This is a genomic window from Streptomyces sp. NPDC043854 (assembly GCF_056436005.1).
On record NZ_JBWKDK010000020.1, the window covers coordinates 1 to 19730 of the forward strand.

Annotated in this window: 18 protein-coding genes; 12 read left to right on the forward strand and 6 right to left on the reverse strand. The window is 74.9% G+C overall.

The window, feature by feature from the left end:
• Positions 1-328 precede the first annotated feature (328 nt).
• The 3 genes from AC068A_RS19405 to pgfA all read left to right on the forward strand — a co-directional run bounded on the left by AC068A_RS19405 (position 329) and on the right by pgfA (position 2398).
• Positions 329-1186: a lytic transglycosylase domain-containing protein gene (locus AC068A_RS19405; protein ID WP_478586418.1), complete on the forward strand. Its 858-nt coding sequence runs from the start codon at positions 329-331 to the stop codon at positions 1184-1186.
• Positions 1187-1262: 76 nt separating this feature from the next.
• The gene (locus tag AC068A_RS19410; protein WP_478586420.1) at positions 1263-1406 is read left to right on the forward strand and encodes an SPW_0924 family protein; all 144 of its coding nucleotides are present in this window, start codon (positions 1263-1265) and stop codon (positions 1404-1406) included.
• Positions 1407-1417: 11 nt separating this feature from the next.
• Entirely contained in the window at positions 1418-2398 is a 981-nt protein-coding gene (gene pgfA / locus AC068A_RS19415) for a cell envelope lipid trafficking protein PgfA (protein ID WP_478586422.1), read from the forward strand.
• Here pgfA and hrpB read toward each other — a convergent pair.
• Complete coding sequence (hrpB, locus tag AC068A_RS19420) at positions 2388-5006, reverse strand: ATP-dependent helicase HrpB (protein ID WP_478586424.1); 2619 nt, start codon at positions 5004-5006, stop codon at positions 2388-2390. The genes pgfA and hrpB overlap by 11 nt on opposite strands.
• 3 nt (positions 5007-5009) lie before the next feature.
• Complete coding sequence (locus tag AC068A_RS19425; protein WP_478586425.1) at positions 5010-5870, reverse strand: class I SAM-dependent methyltransferase; 861 nt, start codon at positions 5868-5870, stop codon at positions 5010-5012.
• Between the two features lie 341 nt (positions 5871-6211).
• Between AC068A_RS19425 and rpsA the strand changes: the two genes are divergently transcribed.
• The 4 genes from rpsA (at position 6212) to AC068A_RS19445 (ending at position 10134) form a co-directional block, all read left to right on the forward strand.
• Positions 6212-7717 (forward strand): 30S ribosomal protein S1, encoded by a 1506-nt coding sequence (gene rpsA / locus AC068A_RS19430; RefSeq protein ID WP_179176975.1) that lies wholly within the window; start codon positions 6212-6214, stop codon positions 7715-7717.
• Between the two features lie 274 nt (positions 7718-7991).
• Positions 7992-8930: a PAC2 family protein gene (locus tag AC068A_RS19435; protein ID WP_478586427.1), complete on the forward strand. Its 939-nt coding sequence runs from the start codon at positions 7992-7994 to the stop codon at positions 8928-8930.
• A gap of 103 nt (positions 8931-9033) precedes the next feature.
• The gene (coaE, locus tag AC068A_RS19440; RefSeq protein ID WP_478586429.1) at positions 9034-9648 is read left to right on the forward strand and encodes a dephospho-CoA kinase; all 615 of its coding nucleotides are present in this window, start codon (positions 9034-9036) and stop codon (positions 9646-9648) included.
• A 75-nt stretch (positions 9649-9723) separates the two neighbouring features.
• The gene (locus AC068A_RS19445) at positions 9724-10134 is read left to right on the forward strand and encodes a tetratricopeptide repeat protein (protein WP_478586431.1); all 411 of its coding nucleotides are present in this window, start codon (positions 9724-9726) and stop codon (positions 10132-10134) included.
• A gap of 74 nt (positions 10135-10208) precedes the next feature.
• Here the strand turns inward: AC068A_RS19445 and AC068A_RS19450 are convergent, their stop codons facing one another.
• The gene (locus AC068A_RS19450; protein WP_478586433.1) at positions 10209-10466 is read right to left on the reverse strand and encodes a DUF6343 family protein; all 258 of its coding nucleotides are present in this window, start codon (positions 10464-10466) and stop codon (positions 10209-10211) included.
• A gap of 179 nt (positions 10467-10645) precedes the next feature.
• Here AC068A_RS19450 and AC068A_RS19455 point away from each other — a divergent pair, with 179 nt between their 5' ends.
• On the forward strand, positions 10646-13588 hold the full coding sequence (locus AC068A_RS19455) for a DEAD/DEAH box helicase (RefSeq protein WP_478586435.1): 2943 nt from the start codon (positions 10646-10648) through the stop codon (positions 13586-13588).
• The gene (locus tag AC068A_RS19460; RefSeq protein ID WP_478586437.1) at positions 13585-14799 is read left to right on the forward strand and encodes an SWIM zinc finger family protein; all 1215 of its coding nucleotides are present in this window, start codon (positions 13585-13587) and stop codon (positions 14797-14799) included. The genes AC068A_RS19455 and AC068A_RS19460 overlap by 4 nt, the downstream gene beginning before the upstream one ends.
• Here AC068A_RS19460 and AC068A_RS19465 read toward each other — a convergent pair.
• A complete protein-coding gene (locus tag AC068A_RS19465) occupies positions 14780-15331 on the reverse strand; it encodes a hypothetical protein (RefSeq protein WP_478586439.1) in 552 nt (183 codons plus the stop codon). The two genes, AC068A_RS19460 and AC068A_RS19465, sit on opposite strands and share 20 nt — an antisense overlap.
• Positions 15332-15462: 131 nt before the next feature.
• Here AC068A_RS19465 and AC068A_RS19470 point away from each other — a divergent pair, with 131 nt between their 5' ends.
• Positions 15463-16137 carry a chaplin gene (locus tag AC068A_RS19470; RefSeq protein ID WP_478586441.1) on the forward strand — a complete coding sequence of 225 codons (675 nt, stop codon included), beginning with the start codon at positions 15463-15465 and terminating at the stop codon, positions 16135-16137.
• A 10-nt stretch (positions 16138-16147) separates the two neighbouring features.
• Here AC068A_RS19470 and AC068A_RS19475 read toward each other — a convergent pair whose 3' ends face one another.
• The gene (locus tag AC068A_RS19475) at positions 16148-16873 is read right to left on the reverse strand and encodes a DUF2293 domain-containing protein (protein ID WP_478586443.1); all 726 of its coding nucleotides are present in this window, start codon (positions 16871-16873) and stop codon (positions 16148-16150) included.
• A 323-nt stretch (positions 16874-17196) separates the two neighbouring features.
• Between AC068A_RS19475 and AC068A_RS19480 the strand changes: the two genes are divergently transcribed.
• Positions 17197-17496 (forward strand): cupin domain-containing protein, encoded by a 300-nt coding sequence (locus AC068A_RS19480; RefSeq protein ID WP_478586445.1) that lies wholly within the window; start codon positions 17197-17199, stop codon positions 17494-17496.
• Positions 17497-17521: 25 nt separating this feature from the next.
• Here AC068A_RS19480 and AC068A_RS19485 read toward each other — a convergent pair whose 3' ends face one another.
• Positions 17522-18967 carry a WGR domain-containing protein gene (locus AC068A_RS19485; RefSeq protein ID WP_478586447.1) on the reverse strand — a complete coding sequence of 482 codons (1446 nt, stop codon included), beginning with the start codon at positions 18965-18967 and terminating at the stop codon, positions 17522-17524.
• Between the two features lie 93 nt (positions 18968-19060).
• On the opposite strand from AC068A_RS19485, the gene AC068A_RS19490 reads away from it, so the two are divergent.
• Positions 19061-19705, forward strand: a complete 645-nt coding sequence (locus tag AC068A_RS19490; RefSeq protein WP_478586449.1) for a nucleoside/nucleotide kinase family protein — start codon at positions 19061-19063, stop codon at positions 19703-19705.
• Positions 19706-19730: the final 25 nt, after the last annotated feature.

Consider the following 19730-nt stretch of genomic DNA (forward strand, 5'->3'; position numbering starts at 1 on the left):
CGATCGGCGTCCTTGTGCTAGTGCGACGCGCCGGAATATCCACTCCCCACCACCGTGGGGGGGGGCCTCCCCCCCCCCCCCCCACCACCCCCCACCCCCCCCCCCCCCCCCCCCCCCCCCCCCTGCGCCCCCGCCGGCCGGCGGGGAAGACGGCGGCGACGGCGCGTACCTCACCGAACTCCCGCCCCTCCCCAGCCCGGAGCCGCCGGCCGCCCTGCTGCCGGAGGGCGCGCAGACCCCGCCGGCCGATGCCGGCGGGACGGCCGGATCCCCCAACCAGCCCGTCGCCGCGGGCGGCGCGACGGGGGCACAGGGGGTACCGGCGACCGTGCTGGCCGCGTACAAGCAGGCCGAGGACCGGATCGGCCGCACGGACCCGGGCTGCGGGCTCCGATGGCAACTCCTCGCGGCGATCGGCAAGGTCGAGTCCGGGCACGCGGGCGGCGGGCGCGTCGACGCCGCCGGCACCACCCTGCGGCCGGTCCTCGGACCGGTCCTCGACGGCAACGGCTTCGCGACGATCCGGGACACGGACGGCGGCCGCTACGACGGGGACACCGCCTACGACCGCGCCGTCGGGCCCATGCAGTTCATCCCGTCCACCTGGGCGGCCTGGGGCCAGGACGCCGACGGCGACGGCGTGCGCAACCCCGGCAACGTGTACGACGCCGCCCTCGCCGCCGGACGCTACCTGTGCGCGGGCAGCCGCGACCTGCGGGTGGACGCGGATCTGGACCGGGCGGTGCTCTCCTACAACCACTCCTCGGAGTACCTGGGCACGGTGCGGTCCTGGTTCGCGTACTACCTCAAGGGAGCGCACGAGGTCCCCAACGCGGGAGGCGGGGCAGCCGGTACGCCGACGAAGCCGCAGCCCAAGCCCACCCCCACGCCTTCGCCCACTCCGTCCCCGAAGCCGAGCACCGGGCCGACGCCGACGCCGAGCCCGAAGCCCACGCCGAGCCCCACGCCCACGCCGACCCCGCCCGTGACACCGGCGCCGACGCCCAAGCCCACACCGACGCCGACCCCCACGCCCAAGCCGACGGCCACCCCCGGCCCCACCCCCAGCCCCACGGTGAGCGTCCGGCCGACGCCCTCCGCAGCCCAGCCGTCCGGTTCGCCGTCCGCGGCCCTGTCCGCGTCCCCCTCCCCGGGCCCGGCGCGGAGCGGCGCGCAAACCCCGTAGCCGAACGGTTCTCATCTCGCACGCGCGTTGCTACCGTGCCTCCGCCCTGACGCCCCATCAGATCCGGAGGCCCGGTATGCGCGCACTCGCCGCCGCCGCCATCGGCCTTGCCGCCGCGCTGGCCCTCGTGTTCGCCCTCACGGCGCTCGGGGCGCAGGAGGGCAGGACCTCGCCCAGACCCCTGCTCACCACCGCGCCCGCCGCGCCCGGGCAGCAGTGAGGGGGCCGGACGTGCGACGCCGAGCGAGCCTCGTCCTCATCGCCCTCGCGGTGTTCTGCACCGCCCTCGCGCCGCTGCTGCGCTGGTACGCGTACCCCCGCCTCGCCAAGGTCCCGCCGAACCAGTACCAGGAGACGGTCCTGGAGGCGAAGGACGCGATCCTCCTCGACTACGCGGGCGGCATGCAGCCCAAGAAGGTCGACAAGGTCACGATCGTCCAGACCCTCAAGGGCAACGTCGAGGCGTCGAGGGAGATCGAGGCGAGCGCGGGCCGGGACGTCGTCGTCTGGGACACCCTGTCCCACATCGCGGGCCCCGACGGGAAGACGGTCTCCCAGATCCCCGAGCGCTACATCTTCGACGCCCACACCCAGGCACCCGTGCACGCCGCCGGCGAGGCCGTGGACGGCGACCCCGTCACACGCGAGGGCATCGAGTTCAAGTGGCCGTTCTTCACCGAGCCGCGCGACTACCTCTACTTCGACGCCCAGACCCGCACCTCCGCCCCGGTCCACTACGTCGGCCCGCGCACGTTCCGGGGCATGGACGTCCACTACTTCGAGCAGCACGTGCCCTGGACGAAGGTCCCCCTGCCCAAGAAGATGCCGATCGAGGGCATCGACCCGGCGACCTTCGAGCAGAGCACCGGCACCAGCCTCTGGTACAAGGCCAAGGCGATGTTCTGGGTCGACCCCGTCACCGGGGCGCCCGTCAACGCCGAGCAGGTCGTGGAGCAGGAGATGCGCGGCGGCATCGCCGCCGGCGCACCGGAGGGGCGGCTCACCGTCTTCGCCGGGCACGTGAAGATGCGCGAGGACTACAGCCGGTACACCGCCGACCTGGTCCGCTCGAACCGCGCGAAGGTCCTCGCCCTGCACACCTACGCCCCGGCCGGGCTGGCCGCCGCCGGGCTCGCGCTGCTCGGGGCGGCCCTGTGGCTGGAGGCGCGCGGCCGCCGCACCACCGCCGCCGGCGCGGAGGTCAGCGCCTGAGGCGGGCGTTGGTGTGCCGGGTCGGCTCGGCCGTCGCCGGATCCTCCGGCCAGGGGTGCCTGGGGTACCGGCCCCGGAGCTCGGCGCGGACGGCGCGGTAGCCGCCCTGCCAGAAGGAGGCCAGGTCGGCGGTGACCGCCGCGGGCCGCCCGGCCGGCGACAGCAGGTGCACGAGTACGGGCACCCCCGCCACCCGGGGCGTCTCGGCGAGCCCGAACAGCTCCTGGAGCTTGACCGCGAGGACGGGCTGCTCGGCCGAGTAGTCCAACCGGATCCGGGAGCCGCTGGGCACCTCGATCCGCTCCGGGGCCAGCTCGTCCAGGCGGGCGGCCTCGCCGGCGGCCCAGGGCAGCAGTCGGGCCAGGGCCCGGCCGGCGTCGATCCGCGCCAGGTCGGCGCGGCGCCGGGCCGAGGACAGCTCGGGCTCCAGCCAGTCCTCCGTCGGGCGGGCCAGCAGGGCGGCGTCGGACACGTCCGGCCAGGGCGTGCCCAGGGTGCGGTGCAGGAAAGCGAGGCGCTCGCGCAGCACCAGGGCGTCCGCGGACCAGCGCAGCAGGGCGCCCGGGCCCTCGGCCGCGAATCCCTCCAGCAGGGCCCGGCGCACCAGGGCGGGGTCCGGGTCGCGGAGCGGGCGGGTGGTGAGCTCGATCGCGCCGAGCCGCTGCACGGCGCGCGCCGCCACGTCTCCGGCGCTGCCGCCGGTGCCGGCCTCCCAGTGCACCTCCTCAGTGGAGGAGAACAGGTGCTCGGCGGCGGCCCGGGCCGTGGCCTCGTCGAGGACGGCGGCCAGCCGGATGCGGGCGTCGGCGGAGCCGGTGGTGCGGTCGGCGACGGCGATGGCGAGCCAGTCGCCCGCGGTGGCGAGGCGGGAGCCCTCGGGCAGGGCTGCCCCCGTGCCGGAGGCCATGAGGTACTGGCCCCGGCCGCGGGCGCGGGCCACGCGCTCGGGGAAGGCGAGCGCGACGACGAGCCCGGCGACGTGGTCGTCCGCCGCCCGGCCGCCGGGTTGGACGTCCCCTACCCGCCCTTCGCCCGTTCCCCGGCCTCCGCCCGGGCCCTCACCCGGGCTCCGTCCGGGGGCCGAGGCGGCCGACGCCGCCGCCAGCCGCCCGGCCTCGGCACGCCAGCGTCCCGCATACCCGTCGCCCCCGCCGCGCCCGGCCCCGGCGGCCCGCGCGGCCCGCCATGCCGCGACGAGGTCGTCCCCGTACTCCCGCGGCGGCTCCTCGCTCAGCAGTGCCACCACCTCGGCCACCCGCCGCCCGCCCAGCGCCGCCGCCCCGTCCAGCAGGGCCCGGGCCAGCCGCGGGTGCAGGCCGAGCCGGGACATCGCCGCGCCGCGCGGTGTCACCCGCCCGGCCGCGTCCAGCGCGCCCACCGCGGACAGCACGGACCTCGCCGCCGCCATCGCCCCCGCTGGCGGCGGGTCCAGCAGGGCGAGCCCCGACGCGTCGGGATCCCCCCAGCATGCGGCGTGCAGCGCGAACGCGGTCAGGTCGGCCAGCCGCATCTCCGGGGCGGGGAACGCCGGCAGCCGCCCGTGCTCCGCCTCCGCCCAGCACCGGTACACCGTCCCCGGCGCCTCCCGGCCCGCGCGACCGGCCCGCTGCCGGGCCGCCGCGCGGGAGGCCCGTACGGTCGTCAGCGCGCCCAGGCCCCGCGCGTGGTCCATCCGCGGCTCGCGGGCCAGCCCGGAGTCCACCACGACCCGCACCCCGGGCACGGTCAGGCTCGACTCCGCCACCGCCGTGGAGAGGATCACCCTGCGGTGCCCGGCCGGGGTCAGAGCCGCGTCCTGGACCGCCGCCGGAGCCCGGCCGTGGACCTGGAGCACCTCCGCGTCGACCCCGGCGAGCAGACCGGCCACCCGGCCGATCTCACCGACGCCGGGCAGGAAGCACAGCACGTCCCCGGAGCGCTCCGCCAGCGCCCGCCGCACCACGGCGGCCACGTGCGCCAGCTGCGCCGGATCCACCCGCATTCCGTGCGGCGGCCGCACCGCACGGGCCGGCGGGGCCCAGACCGTCTCCACCGGGTACGAGACACCCTCCGCCCGCACCACCGGGGCACCGCCGAGCAGCCGCGCCCAGCCCTCCGCGTCGGTGGTCGCCGAGGCCGCGACCAGCCGCAGCTCCGGGCGCAGGGTCTCCCGTACGTCCAGGAGGAACGCGGCGACCGTGTCGGCGTCCAGGTGCCGCTCGTGGCACTCGTCGAGGACGACCACGTCCACCCCGGACAGCTCCTGGTCCCGCTGGAGGCGCTGGAGCAGGACACCGGTGGTGACCACCTCCACCACCGTGTCGGGGCCCACCGCCCGCTCCCCGCGCACCGTGAAGCCGACCGCGCCGCCCACGCTTCGCTCGCCCAGCAGCCAGGCCATCCGCCGCGCCGCGGCCCGGGCGGCGATCCGCCGGGGCTCGGCGACGACGACCCGGCGCCGCGGGCCGCCGCCGACCAGCCCGGCCAGGGCCAGCGGCACCAGCGTGGTCTTGCCGGTGCCGGGCGGGGCGCACAGCACCGCGGTGCCGTGGCCGTCCAGGGCCGAGGAGAGCGCGGGCAGGGCCTCGCGTACGGGGAGGGCGTCGAGGGCGGAGGTGCGTACGGGCACGGCTCAGGCTCCGTCCGCCCGCTCGCAGACGAAGATCGCGGTGCCGGGGATCAGGTTGCCGCGGAGCGGGGACCAGCCGCCCCACTCCTGGCTGTTCCAGGCGGGCCACTCCGGCTCCACCAGGTCGAGCAGCCGGAACCCGCCCGCCACCACGTCCCGGACCCGGTCGCCGAGCGTGCGGTGGTGCTCCACGTACACGGCGCGCCCCTGATCGTCCTGTTCGACGTACGGGGTCCGGTCGAAGTAGGAGGCCGCCACCGACAGCCCCTCCGGGCCGGGCTCGTCCGGGAAGGCCCAGCGGATGGGGTGGGTGACCGAGAAGACCCAGCGGCCGCCGGGCCGCAGGACGCGGTGCACCTCCCGCATGACGTTCACCGGGTCGGCGACGAAGGGGACGGCCCCGTACGCGGAGCAGGCCAGGTCGAAGGAGCCGTCGCGGAACGGCAGCCTCCCGGCGTCCGCCTCCACCAGGGGGACCGCGCCGCCGTCGATGCGCAGGGCGTGCTGGAGCTGGCGGTGGGAGAGGTCGAGGGCCACCGGGCGGGCGCCCTGGGCGGCCAGCCAGCGGGAGCACTGGGCGGCGCCGGCGCCGATCTCCAGGACGACCTTGCCCTTCAGGGAGGCCGTCGGGCCGAGGAGGGCGGCGTCGGCCTCGTCCAGGCCCTCAGGGCCCCACACGAAGCGGTCGTCGCCGAGGAAGGCGCCGTGCTCGTGCTGGTAGTCGTCCGCGTTGCGGTCCCACCAGGAGCGGCTGGCCCGGCTGCTCTCCGCGTCGTCGGCGTCACGCCGTGTGGCGACGGCGTCGTCCCCGGTGTCGCCGCGGATGCCGTGCACGTGTTCGGGGGCGTAGTCCTCTTGGTTCATGGGGCCCGTCGTCGTAGTCTGCGAAAGTGGTCGGGGCGGCCATTCGCGCCTGCCCGCCCATGAATTGTGCCGGTTGTGCGGTGATCCGCCCGGGGTGTGCGCCTTCGCGCATTGACCCTGCCCGGCCGTCCCCGTATGCTACAAGTTGCGCTGCGAGCCTGTGCTCCTCAGACCTAGCAGGCTGCGCTTGCATCTGTTGATGTCCCCTCGGTTCTCGAGGCCCTGCCGCCTTCGGCGGAATTGGGCTTCCTAGGCTGTCCGGCTTCTTCGGCAGGTGCCGATAAGGGCTCCCGGCGTAGCAGTACCTACGACTTCATGTCCGTACCGGAGCCCTTTCCCACATGACGAGCAGCACCGAGACCACCGCCACCACTCCGCAGGTTGCGGTCAACGACATCGGTAACGAGGAAGCCTTCCTCGCCGCGATCGACGAGACGATCAAGTACTTCAACGACGGCGACATCGTCGACGGCGTCATCGTGAAGGTCGACCGGGACGAGGTCCTGCTCGACATCGGCTACAAGACCGAAGGCGTCATCCCGAGCCGCGAGCTCTCGATCAAGCACGACGTCGACCCGAACGAGGTCGTCAAGGTCGGCGACGAGATCGAGGCCCTGGTCCTCCAGAAGGAGGACAAGGAAGGCCGCCTGATCCTCTCGAAGAAGCGCGCCCAGTACGAGCGTGCCTGGGGCACCATCGAGAAGATCAAGGAAGAGGACGGCATCGTCACCGGTACCGTCATCGAGGTCGTCAAGGGTGGTCTCATCCTCGACATCGGCCTCCGCGGCTTCCTCCCGGCCTCCCTGGTCGAGATGCGCCGTGTCCGCGACCTCCAGCCCTACGTGGGCAAGGAGCTCGAGGCGAAGATCATCGAGCTGGACAAGAACCGCAACAACGTGGTCCTGTCCCGCCGCGCCTGGCTGGAGCAGACCCAGTCCGAGGTCCGCCAGACGTTCCTCACCACCCTGCAGAAGGGCCAGGTCCGCTCCGGCGTCGTCTCCTCGATCGTCAACTTCGGTGCCTTCGTGGACCTGGGTGGCGTCGACGGTCTGGTCCACGTTTCCGAGCTGTCCTGGAAGCACATCGACCACCCGTCCGAGGTCGTCGAGGTCGGCCAGGAGGTCACCGTCGAGGTCCTCGACGTCGACATGGACCGCGAGCGTGTCTCCCTGTCGCTGAAGGCGACGCAGGAGGACCCGTGGCAGCAGTTCGCCCGGACCCACCAGATCGGCCAGGTCGTCCCGGGCAAGGTCACCAAGCTGGTTCCGTTCGGTGCGTTCGTCCGCGTGGACGAGGGCATCGAGGGCCTGGTCCACATCTCCGAGCTGGCCGAGCGCCACGTGGAGATCCCGGAGCAGGTCGTCCAGGTCAACGACGAGATTTTCGTCAAGGTCATCGACATCGACCTCGAGCGTCGCCGGATCTCGCTGTCCCTGAAGCAGGCCAACGAGTCCTTCGGTGCCGACCCGGCGTCGGTCGAGTTCGACCCGACCCTGTACGGCATGGCCGCGTCCTACGACGACCAGGGCAACTACATCTACCCCGAGGGCTTCGACCCCGAGACCAACGACTGGCTCGAGGGCTACGAGGCGCAGCGCGAGGCCTGGGAGCGCCAGTACGCCGAGGCGCAGGCTCGCTTCGAGCAGCACCAGGCGCAGGTCATCAAGAGCCGCGAGGCCGACGAGGCCGCCGCTGCCGAGGGTGCTGCCGCCCCGGCCGCCGGCAACGCCGGTGCGGGCATCTCGGGTGGCTCCTACTCCTCGGAGTCGGACGAGACCTCGGGCGCCCTGGCCTCCGACGAGGCCCTGGCCGCGCTCCGCGAGAAGCTGGCCGGCGGCCAGAGCTGATCGCAGGAACGCAGCACACCGCACACACTCGGAGCGATCCGGGAGTGAGCTGAGCTGAAGGTGAGGCCCGTCCCCCTCGGGGGGCGGGCCTCACTGCTGTCTCCGGCACTGCATTGCCGATGCGCCGCCGATGCGCCGCCGATGCGCTGCCGATGCATTGCCGTTCTGCTGCCGTACTGCGGTGCGTTGCCGTGAATCACCCCGCCGGGACGGGGAATGGCGCGGCCCCCTCGGACGTTCATGGCAGATAACGCGGCGAGGAGGAGCGGTGACGGTGCTTGATCCAAAGGGTTTGTACGAGTGGGACGCCAAGGGCCTGGCGGTGGCTGACCTGGCACTCGCCCAGGACTCGGCCGGACTGGTCATGCTCTACCACTTCGAGGGGTACATCGACGCCGGCGAGACCGGGCAGCAGATCGTCGAGCGGCTGCTCGACAGCTTGCCCCACCAGGTCGTCGCCCGGTTCGACGCCGACCGACTGATCGACTACCGGGCCCGGCGCCCGCTGCTCACCTTCCGGCGCGACCACTGGACGGAGTTCGAGGAGCCCCGCCTGGAGGTCCGCCTCGTCCAGGACGCCACCGGCGCCCCGTTCCTGCTGCTGTCCGGCCCCGAGCCGGACGTGGAGTGGGAGCGCTTCGCCGCCGCCGTCCGGCAGATCGTCGAGCGCCTCGGCGTCCGGCTCTCGGTCAACTTCCACGGCATCCCCATGGGCGTCCCGCACACCCGGCCCGTCGGCATCACCCCGCACGGCAACCGGACCGACCTCATGCCGGGCCACCGCAGCCCCTTCGACGAGGCCCAGGTGCCCGGGAGCGCCGAATCACTCGTCGAGTTCCGCCTCGGCCGGGCGGGGCACGACGTGCTGGGCGTCGCCGCGCACGTACCGCACTACATCGCCCGCTCCCCGTACCCGGACGCCGCGCTGACCGTGCTGGAGGCGATCACCGCCGCCACCGGGCTCGTGCTGCCGGCCGTGGCCCACGGGCTGCGCAGCGAGGCCCACCGCACCCAGACCGAGATCGACCGGCAGATCCGGGAGGGCGACGAGGAACTCGTCTCCCTGGTCCGGGGCCTGGAGCACCAGTACGACGCGGCCGCCGGCGCCGAGACCCGCGGCAACATGATCGCCGAGCCGGTGGAGATCCCGTCCGCCGAGGAGATCGGCCGCGAGTTCGAGCGGTTCCTCGCCGAACGCGAGGGCGAGGGCTGATCGCCTTCCGCCGTCCGCTAGCCTGGGCGCTCGCGGGCGCGGAAGTCGCGGGCGCCGGCAGCTGCTTCCCGCGCAGGCGGGGACGAGGGGTGGAGGCAGAGGCGTGCTCAGGGTAGGACTCACCGGCGGCATCGGCGCCGGCAAGAGCGAGGTCTCGCGGCTGCTCGCGGGGTACGGGGCGATCCTCGTCGACTCCGACCGCATCGCGCGGGAGGTCGTCGAACCCGGCACGCCCGGTCTCGCGGCCGTCGTGGCGGCCTTCGGGGAATCCGTGCTGACCCCCGAGGGGACGCTCGACCGGCCCAGGCTCGGGTCGATCGTCTTCGCCGACCAGGAGAAGCTCCAGACCCTCAACGGCATCGTCCACCCGCTGGTCAGGGCCAGGTCGGCCGAGCTGGAAGCCGCCGCAGGCCCCGACGCGATCGTGGTGCACGACGTACCGCTGCTCACGGAGAACGGCCTCGCCCCGCTGTACGACCTGGTGGTGGTCGTCGACGCGGCCCCGCAGACGCAGCTCGCCCGGCTGACCGCCCTGCGCGGGATGGCCGAGGACGAGGCCCGGGCCCGGATGGCCGCACAGGCCACGCGGGAGCAGCGGCTCGCCGTGGCGACCCTCGTGATCGACAACGACGGACCGCTGGACGCGCTGGAACCGCAGGTGCGCGCGGTGTGGGACGAGCTGACCACCCGGGCGAAGGCATCGGCCGCCCGGAGCTGACCGGCGCGACCGGCCGCCGGGAAGCGCCCGGCAGCCCGTCGCGTGGAACGTGCGAGGAGAGGGAAGGAGCAGACCGTGACCGACACCGCGCCGCAGGCTCCGCCGCCCGGCTCACCGTCCTCGTCCCCGGAGACGCACGTCATCGACTTCCGGGCTGCCGAGCAGCTGCTGGCCGCCCGCGACCCCCACGGCGCCGTGAAGCTCCTCGACTCGGTCATCGCCGCCCACCCGGAGAGCGGCGCGGCCCGCCTGCTGCGTGCCCGGGCCTACTTCGCCTCCGCCCAACTGCGCCGCGCGGCCCGGGAGTTCGAGCTGATCGTGGAGCGGGAGCCGGACAACGCGTTCGCGCACTTCGCGCTGGCCCGCACCCACGAGCGGTCGGGCCGGCCCGACCAGGCCCGCAGGCACTTCCGGCTCGCCGCCGCCCTGGACCCCCAGCCGGACTACGTGGCGGCAGCCCGCTTCGACGACCAAAACCCCTCCTGACGGCTCGATCGGGTCCCGCGCGCGGGCTCGACCGGGTTCTGCGCCTGGGTCGACCGGGTCCCGCGCGCCGGTTGCTACCGCCGCGGAGGCTCGTACGGGGGGATGTTCCGGCCCGGCTGGTAGTGCGGGCCCTGGTGGATGTGGTGGACCACCACGGCCATGTCCACCGTTGCCAGGACCGCGACCACCCCGCACGCGGCCGCCCAGCCGGGGCGGTCGGCCAGGGAGAACAGAACCGTTCCGGCGGCAGCCCAGAGCAGCCCCCACACGCTCAGCCAGAACCGCAGCCGCAGCGGACTGCGAGCGGTCACCGGCTCGTTTCCGGTACGCATGGGCACATCGCCTCATCGCCTGACGGCCAGGCCGTGACGGTCGTACGGGGCCTACGTCCCATGGTGCCACCGGCCCTCCGTACGCCGGGGAACGCCCAGGTCAGCGGGGATTGTCACAGGGCGCGCCTAGACTCGGCGGGAGACGTGGTCCGACCGACGCAACGGCAGGGAAGGGGGGCATGGTGACACCGCAACCACCGCAGCAGGCGCTGCTGCGCCACGCCGCCGTCTTCCTGCCCGCCCCGGTCCCGCGCCAGGGCAGGATCGCGTTCTGGGCGCCGGACGGCGACCCGCTGCCCGAGGTGCCGGAGGGGGCGCAGGCGGCGATCGAGGTGGTGCGCCCGCACGGCACGGGCGTACGGACCCGGACCGTGCCCGCCGTGGCCCTCGCCGTCGCCGACGCGCTGCCCCTGCTGGTCCGCGCCCCGCGCAGCGCCGTCACCCATCCCGCCACCCGGGCCTGGGGCACCGCCGCCACCCACGCGCTCACGCTCGCCGCCCGCGGCCGGCTGCTGCCCGGGCTCACCCCCGACGACGTCGACGCCTGGCGCGCCGGTCCGCTCGACGCCGAGGACATCGGCCTCCTCCGCGCGGTCGCCGCCGCGCTCCCGTACGAGGGGTACGCCACGCCCCTGCCCGGCCGCCGGCCGCTCCAACTGCCCGAGCCGGAGGCCCTGGTCCGGGCGTTCCTCGACGCCGTCACCGACTGCCTGCCCCGTACCCCGGCCGCGCCCGTGGCCGCCGGGCGGCCGTTCGCCGCCCGGGAACCGCAGCGGGTGCCCGGGATACGGGACTGGGCGGCGCAGGTCGCGGCCGGTGCCGATACCGGGGTGGGGATCTCGCTGCTGCTCGACCTGTCCTCCTTCAGCCTCTTCGACTCCGGCGCCGGGCAGGACGCGTACGCGTACGCCGAGGCGGGCGAGGGCGCCGAAGCGGGCGAGGGCGCCGGTGCGGGTGCGGGCGCCGGGCTGGGTGCGGGGCCCGGCGCGGACGGGGCCGGGCGGGTGGAGCTGCGCCGGGCGGGCGCCGCCGTCGTCCAGGTGCACAGCCTGGCCGACCCCACGCTCGTCACCGACGCCGCGCAGCTGTGGGCCGGTGCGGCCCCCGCCGGCTTCGGGCCGCGCGCCCGCATCGACGCCGTCCTCGCCCTGCGCCGGGCCGCCCGCGTCTGGCCGCCGCTGCTGCGCCTGCTGGACCGGCCGGTGCCCGACCTGCTGCCGCTGTCCGACCCGGAGCTCGAAGACCTCCTCGGCACCGCCGCGACCCGGCTGGCGGCCGCCGGGGTCCCCGTCCACTGGCCGCGCGAGCTGGCCCGTACGCTCTCCGCGACCGCCGTCGTCCGCTCCACCGCGCCCGGCTCCGCCATCGACGGCACCGCCTTCTTCGACGCCGAGCACCTCTTCGCGTTCTCCTGGGAACTCGCCCTGGGCGGCGACCGGCTCACCCCGTCCGAGATGGAGGCGCTCGCCCAGGCGCACCGGCCGGTGGTGCGGCTGCGCGACCAGTGGGTGCGCGTCGACCCCGAGCTGGTCCGCAAGGCCCGCAAGCGGGATCTGGGCCTGCTGGACCCGGTGGACGCGCTGGCGACCGTACTGACGGGCACGGCCGAGGTCGACGGGCAGCGGGTGGAGGCGGTGCCCGTCGGGGCCCTGGCCGCCCTGCGCGAGCGGCTGACCGGAGACCTCGCCCCGCTGCCGCAGCCCGCCGGCCTGAAGGCCACCCTGCGCGACTACCAGGCCCGCGGGCTGGCCTGGCTGGACCTGATGACCTCGCTCGGCCTCGGCGGGTGCCTCGCCGACGACATGGGCCTGGGCAAGACCGTCACGCTGATCGCGCTCCACCTGCACCGCGACCGCCCCGAGCCCACCCTCGTCGTGTGCCCGGCGTCGCTGCTCGGCAACTGGCAGCGGGAGATCGAGAGGTTCGCGCCTGGCGTCCCGGTGCGCCGCTTCCACGGCGGCGGCCGCAGTCTCGACGGCCTGGCCGGGGGATTCGTCCTCACCACGTACGGGACGATGCGCGCCAGCGCGGCCCGGCTCGCCGGACAGGCCTGGGGCATGGTCGTCGCCGACGAGGCGCAGCACGTGAAGAACCCGCACTCGGCGACCGCGAAGGCGCTGCGCACGATCCCCGCCCCGGCCCGGGTGGCGCTCACCGGCACCCCGGTGGAGAACAACCTCTCCGAGCTGTGGGCGCTGCTCGACTGGACCACGCCCGGCCTGCTGGGGCCGCTGACGACCTTCCGGGCCCGCCACGCCCGGCCGGTGGAGCACCAGCAGGAGGAGGACGGGGGCAACGAGGCGGCCGTGGCCCGGCTGGCGGCGCTCGTCCGGCCCTTCCTGCTGCGGCGCCGCAAGTCCGACCCGGGCATCGCCCCCGAACTGCCCCCGAAGACGGAGACCGACCACCCCGTCTCCCTCACCCGCGAGCAGGTTTCGCTCTACCAGGCCGCGGTGGACGAGTCGATGGCCGTGATCGTGGCCGGCGAGGGGATGGAGCGGCGCGGCATGATCATGAAGCTGCTGGCCTCGCTGAAGCAGATATGCAACCACCCGGCGCAGTACCTGAAGGAGGAGCGGCCCCGGATCCCGCACCGCTCCGGCAAGCTGGCCCTGCTGGACGAGCTGCTGGACACCATCCTCGCGGAGAACGGCTCGGTGCTGGTCTTCACCCAGTACGTGACGATGGGCCGGATCATCGAGCGGCACCTGTCGGCGCGCGGGATCTCCCACCAGTTCCTGCACGGCGGGACCCCGGTCGCGCAGCGCGAGGAGCTCGTCGACCGCTTCCAGTCCGGGGAGGTCCCGGTCTTCGTGCTGTCCCTGAAGGCGGCCGGCACCGGCCTGAACCTCACCCGCGCCGGACACGTCGTCCACTTCGACCGCTGGTGGAACCCGGCCGTCGAGGAACAGGCCACCGACCGCGCCTACCGCATCGGCCAGGACCAGCCCGTCCAGGTCCACCGGATCATCGCCGAGGGCACCGTGGAGGACCGGATCGCCGAGCTGCTGGAGTCGAAGCGGGCGCTGGCCGACGCCGTCCTCGGCTCCGGGGAGGCGGCCCTCACCGAGCTGACCGACCGCGAGCTCGCCGACCTCGTCGCCCTGAGGAGGCCCGCATGATCACCACGCGGGAGGACCGCCGCCGCACCTTCGAGACCGTGCCCGCCGGCGTGGACGCCACCAGCTGGTGGGGCCGGGCCTGGGTGTCGGCCCTGGAGCTCGCGGCCCGGGACCCGGCACGCCTGGCCCGCGGGCGCGCGTACGCGGCGGAGGGCCACGTCGAGGCGGTCACGGTCACGCCCGGCCGGATCGTCGCCTACGTACGGGGCAGCCGCACCCGCCCGTACCGCACGGAACTGGCGCTGACCCCGTTCGACGCCGCCGGGTGGGACGAGCTGCTGGAGGCGGCCGCCGCGGACCCCGCGGCCCTGGCCGCGCTGCTGGAGCGGGAGGTCCCGCAGTCCCTGGCGGAGCGGATCCTGCCCGGGGCGGGCGAGCTCCGGCCGCGCTGCTCCTGCCCGGACACGGCACGTCCGCCGTGCAAGCACGCCGCGGCCCTGAGCCACCGGGCGGCCCGCCTGCTCGACGAGGACCCGTTCCTGCTGCTGCTCCTGCGCGGCCGGGGCGAGCGGGAGCTCCTCGACGAGCTGGCCCGCCGCAACGCCGCACATGCCGCGCGCGAACAGCCCGCCGCAGCACCCGACTTCCCCGGCATCCCGGCGCGCGCCGCGCTGGCCCGCACCACCCTGCCCCCGCTGCCGGCCCCGCCGGCCCCGCCCGCCGTGCCGGGGCTGCCGCCCGCCTGCCCGGACGAGCCCGGTGTGCCCGGCGCGCCGGACCCGCTGGCGCTGGACCAGCTCGCCACGGACGCGGCCGCCCGCGCGCTGGCGCTGCTGCGCACCGGCGAGGACCCGGTCGGCGGCCTCACCCTGTGGCAGGACGCCGTCCGTGTGGCGTCCGCCCACCACACCGCTGGCCTGACCGGCGCCGCCCGCGCCCTCTACCGGGACCTGGCCCGGGCCACCGGCCGCACCACGACCGACCTCGCCCGGGCCGCCGCGGCCTGGCGCCAGGGCGGCCTGCCCGCGCTCGTCGCCCTCGAAGAGCCCTGGGATCCCCCGGCCGGCCCCTTCGACCGGGCCCGCCCGGCGCTCCTGGCCGCCTCCCGCGGATCGTTCCGGCCCGAGCGCAACCGGCTGACCGCGGACACCCGGCAGCTGCGGCTCGGCCGCGACGGCCTCTGGTACGCGTACGAGTCCCGGCCGGGCGGCGAGGACTGGTGGCCCGCGGGCCGCCCCTCCGCGGACCCGGTCAGCGCGCTCCCGGACTGATCCCGGCCGCCCAGCGCCCGAGGGCGGTGAAGTCCCGGTCGCGCAGGCCGTGGCGGGGATGGATGCGCAGCAGCAGGGCGGGCGCCGGGTGGTGGGCGGCGACCCACGCCCGGTCCCGCGCGTTGATCATGTCGTCGACCCAGGCGAAGGGGCGGCCCGCCGCCCACGCCAGCAGCGGCCGGGTCTTCCACGAGAGCCCGTCGGGGTCGCGGGCGAACAGCTCCGGCCACTCGATGAACGGCAGGTCGCCGGGGAGCCCGATGTGCGGGGCGACCATCGTGTTGGCCTCGTTCATCCAGGTCGTGGCCCAGGCCAGGTCGAACGGCAGGGCGAGCAGCCGGGCGCCGTGCGACGGGTGCAGGCGGACCTTCAGACCGCGCCGTGCGCTGCGCGAATCCGGGCTCCGGTTCGACATCCAGACCGTGGGCCGCATCCGGTGGCCGGTGTATCCGCGCAGGCTTGCCAGCCGGGACCGGAAGGGGTTGAGGGGGCCGTCCACGTCGAGGAGGAGCAGGGGGCGATCGATGGTCATGAACCAGCTGCTACCCGCTACACGATGGAGTGAAATGCCTGCCTTCTCTATAACCCGAACGGGTTTTGACCCGTTGTCTCCGATGCGGGTGCAGCGGCGCCCGTGAACTTTTCCAGAAGGCAGGAAAACTGATGCGTCACAGTCGCCGGAACGGTCTGATCGCGACCGTGGTCGCGGGAGGCGGACTCGCGGTCGCGGGTGTGGGCGGCTTCGCCTACGCCGACGCGAGCGGGACTACCGAGCGCTCGCCGGGGCTGCTGTCCGGGAACCTCGTACAGCTGCCCGTGCACGTCCCCGTCAACGCGTGCGGGAACACCGTCAACGTCGTCGGCCTGCTCAACCCGGCCGCGGGCAACCGCTGTACCAACACCGACTCCGCCCCGTCGACGGGATCCGGGTCCGCCGCGGGAACGGCGAAGAACTCCCCGGGAGTGGTGACCGGAAACGTGATCCAGGTGCCGGTCAAGGTCCCGGTCAACGCCAGCGGCAACTCGGTGAACGTCGTCGCGGTCGGCAACCCCGCCACCGGCAACAGCGCCGTCAACGGCGAGCAGCCCGGCGGGGCCGGGCCGTCGCAGCCCACCCGGCCCGTCGTGCCGGCCCAGCCGACCCTGCCCGAGGAGAAGCCGACCGTCCCGCGCCCGGTGTCCCCGCCGGCCCAGGAACAGGAGCAGGAACAGGAGCAGGAGAACGGCCCGGGTGCCCTCGCCCACACCGGCTCCGAAGGCCTCGGTTACCTGCTGCCCGGGAGCGGCGCCCTGCTCCTCGGCGGGATGCTGCTCTACCGGCGCTACCGCCTCCAGTAGGGCCGCGGGCTCACCGCCCCTCGGGACCCGCCACCGCTGCGACCCGGGGGGCGTCCGCGTATCCGGGACCCGTGTCCGCGGCGGGCGGCGGGATCCGCCAGGCGTCCAGGATCGCGTCGATCTGCGCGGCCAGCCGGGCCCGGGCCGCGAACCGCGGCACACCCGCCATCAGCAGCGTGTCGTACTCGGTGTCGACGTGCCGCACCGCGGCCCGCACCGCCACCGTCACGGCGAGTTCGTCGAGCGCCCGGCCGGCCTGGGTACGCCCGACCCGGCCGCTGCCCCGCACCGAGGCGTGGGCGGCGATCGCCGCCGCCCGGTCGGCCGGGCAGCCCGGGAACAGCCGGCGTATCTCCGCCGCGAACGCGGCCGTGAACCGGGTGTCCTCGGCCGCGCGGCGCAGCCGGTCCCGCTCCCGGCGGCGCGCCCGTGCCTCCGCGTCCGCGAGGCACGCGCGCTCGGCCCGTGCCAGTGCGGCATCCTCGACGAGGATGCCCTGGCGCTCGTAGCGGCGGCGCCGCTTGTTGAAGCGGACGACCACGGCCGACAGCGAACTGGCCTCGCGCGCCCGGCGGGTGAGCGCGGCATCCCCGCGCGGCAGGTAGACCAGGTGCCCGAGGTCCGCGCAGTCCAGACAGCGCGGCACGCCCACCTCGCGCACCAGATGCCGCAGCGGTCCCCTACGGCACTGCGCGCAGTGGATCGGCTTCGCCGACTCGAACACGACCAGGCTCATGACCGTGTGATACCGCCGTTCGGCCCCTTTATCACTTCGCGCGGGGTGACGGTCCGGGAATCGCCAACTCTCCCTCGATTTCGGGAAGTCGCCTACCGTGGGGGCCGAGACCTGCGGTGCAGCTGTGACGTCCGGGGCGCGCCGCCTGAGGCCGAGGGGGAGACGACATGAGTGGACGTCAGACGGCGACGGAGCGGCCTGCGATACCGGGCCCCGCGAGACGGGGCTCCGCGATACCGGGCCCCCGCATACCGGCCGGACCGGGCAGACCCGCGAGACCGGCGGGCTCCGAGGCCGGTGCACCGGACCTCGCCGGGCGGGAGGTGGTCATCGCGCCGGGCGCCTGCACCGGCTGGCACTTCCACCGGGTCCCGCTGATCGCCCTGGTCAAGTCCGGAACGCTCACCCGGATCCTGCACGACGACACCACCGTGGTGCACCTGCCCGGGACCAGCTTCATCGAACCCGCCGGCCCCGAGCACCTCCACCTCGGCCGCAACCTCGGCACCGAACCGGTCGTGCTGTACGTGACCAGTGCACTCGCCGAGGACGAGCCGTTCTCCCTGCCTTCCGCCGCCCCGGCCGCCGCCACCCCGTGCGCCTGCCCGGGCCACGCCTGGTGAACGGCCCCGGCTCCGCGCCGACCGCTCACACCAGGCGGCGTATCTCCCCGCGCACCCGGTAGAAGCCGCCCGAGGCCGCGTGCAGCCCGTCCACCACGTACCGGGCCCCCGGCTCCCGGATCCCGCGCGGGAACTGCACGTTCCAGGAGCGCTCGAACCCGCTCGACACCACCTGCACCCGCACCCGGCCGCCCTGCTGCACGCACTCCACCACCACACCGCCGGCCGGGGCCGCAGCCGCCGACACGCTCGCCACCGCGGCAGCCGAGGCCGCCGGGGTGAACACCGGCAGGGCGGCGGCGGACTTCACATCCCGGGCCGTCGGCACCGTGCCCTGCTGGGCGGCGCTGATCGCCGCCCCGCTCGCGTCCACGCAGACCAGCGAGCCGTCCGTGGTGACCAGGTACAGCCGCTCGTCCAGGTACTGCATGGACAGGGCCGAGCCGCTGCCGGTGCCGAGCTTCCACAGCCTGGTCCCGTCTGCGTCGAAGCAGTAGACGGACGACGCGGAGTCGCCGGCGAACACATGGCGTCCGTCGGGAGAGGTCGCGCACGAGTACACCGCCGCGTCACAGGGGTAGGAGGCCTCGATCGCGCCCGTGTCCTTCGCCAGCCGCTGCACGGTGTGCCGGCCCGTGCCGGCGAAGACCGCGTGGTCCTCCTGCCAGCCGAAGAGCACCCCGCCCGCGGTCCGGGTGTGCCACAACTGGCCGCTGCCGTCCGGGGCGTACGCCGTCACGCCGCCCGTGTGGCCGTGGTAGACGGCATGCTCGTCCGCCCGCACCATCCAGGCGTGGGCCCCGGCGGACCGGCGCGACCACTGGAACTCGTCCTCGTGGTCGATGACCGTCAGGCCGCCGTTCGCGTCGGAGACGTTGAGCACGCCCTCGCGGATGTCGAGCCAGAAGATGTCCACGTCCTCGGCGATGTCGTACGCCTTGAACGGGACCTTCGACGACAGGTCGTACACGCCGCCGTCGTCACAGCCCGCGTAGATCCAGAAGTCGTCCGCCACCAGGCACTTCACCCCGTCCGGCAGCGAGTACCGGGCCAGCACCTCCCCGCCGTGGCTGAGCGTGTACACGTCGCCGGCCTGGTTGCCGACCCAGCAGCGGTCCTCGTCCACGTGGATCCCGAACGCCGAGGCGCCCGTGCGGAACCGCCACAGCACCGGGGCGACCGCGCGCGCCGTCGACGGCGCGGACGCCACCTGCCGACGGGTCACCGGCCGGGCCGCGCGCTGCCCCTGAACCGCCGGCGCGTACCCCTTGCGGACCTTCTCCCCGATCTTCTTGGCGGCGGCCGCCCGGGCCTTCTCGGCAGTCGGGAACGTCGAGTTCTGCACCTGGCCGCCCGCGCCGATGCGCCCGTACCGCACCGTGACCGCGGTGCCGTCCACGGTCACCTCGTAGAACTTGTGCGCTCCGCCGCCCTCCTGGGACAGCTCCAGGTACGTCGTCTCGCGAGCCATGACAGACCCCTCCCCAAGGCCGGGCCCGACGGCTCTCTCCCGCCGGTGTTCCCTTCTGGCAAAAAGCTAGGGGGCGGCACTGACAATGGGCCCGTGCACCTGGAAGCGATCACCTGGCAGCGGATGGCCGAGCGGCTCGCCGGCCATCTGGACGAGCGCAAACCCGAGGCGGGGGAGGTGAGTTGGCAGCGGGTCGGCATCGACGGCGCACCCGCCGCCGACACCGGCGGGCTCGCCGGACTGCTCGCCGAGGCGCTGCGGGGCCGCGGCCGCACCGCCCTCGTCGTCCCGGCCGAGGGCTTCCTGCGGCCGGCCTCGCTGCGGTTCGAGTACGGCCGCGAGGACGTGGACTCCTACCTCGGCGGCTGGTACGACACCGCCGCCCTCTGGCGGGAGGTGTTCGGCCCGACCGACCCGGGCGGCACCGGGCGGGTGCTGCCCGACCTGTGGGACCCGGTGACCGACCGGGCGACCCGCAGCCCCTACACCGAGCTGCCGCCGGGCGCCGTCGTGATCGTGCACGGCCCGCTCCTGCTGGGCCGCTGGTTCCCTTTCGACCTCGGCGTTCACATCCGGCTCTCCCCGGGCGCGCTGGCCCGCCGTACCGAGGAGGCCGCCCGCTGGACCCTGCCCGCCTTCGCCCGCTACGAGGCCGAGACCGACCCCGCCTCGCTGGCCGACTCCGTGGTCCGGGCCGACGATCCGCGCCACCCCGCCTGGACGGGCCTCAACCGCTGACCCGGTCCACCGCCCGCCCCGGCCG

Coding starts and splice junctions, on each gene's coding strand:
- AC068A_RS19410 (WP_478586420.1), top strand. CDS start 1,263: ATGCGCGCACTCGCCGCCGCCGCCATCGGCCTTGCCGCCGCGCTGGCC.
- AC068A_RS19425 (WP_478586425.1), bottom strand. CDS start 5,870: ATGAACCAAGAGGACTACGCCCCCGAACACGTGCACGGCATCCGCGGC.
- rpsA (WP_179176975.1), top strand. CDS start 6,212: ATGACGAGCAGCACCGAGACCACCGCCACCACTCCGCAGGTTGCGGTC.
- AC068A_RS19450 (WP_478586433.1), bottom strand. CDS start 10,466: ATGCGTACCGGAAACGAGCCGGTGACCGCTCGCAGTCCGCTGCGGCTG.
- AC068A_RS19455 (WP_478586435.1), top strand. CDS start 10,646: ATGGTGACACCGCAACCACCGCAGCAGGCGCTGCTGCGCCACGCCGCC.
- AC068A_RS19460 (WP_478586437.1), top strand. CDS start 13,585: ATGATCACCACGCGGGAGGACCGCCGCCGCACCTTCGAGACCGTGCCC.
- AC068A_RS19465 (WP_478586439.1), bottom strand. CDS start 15,331: ATGACCATCGATCGCCCCCTGCTCCTCCTCGACGTGGACGGCCCCCTC.
- AC068A_RS19470 (WP_478586441.1), top strand. CDS start 15,463: ATGCGTCACAGTCGCCGGAACGGTCTGATCGCGACCGTGGTCGCGGGA.
- AC068A_RS19475 (WP_478586443.1), bottom strand. CDS start 16,873: ATGAGCCTGGTCGTGTTCGAGTCGGCGAAGCCGATCCACTGCGCGCAG.
- AC068A_RS19485 (WP_478586447.1), bottom strand. CDS start 18,967: ATGGCTCGCGAGACGACGTACCTGGAGCTGTCCCAGGAGGGCGGCGGA.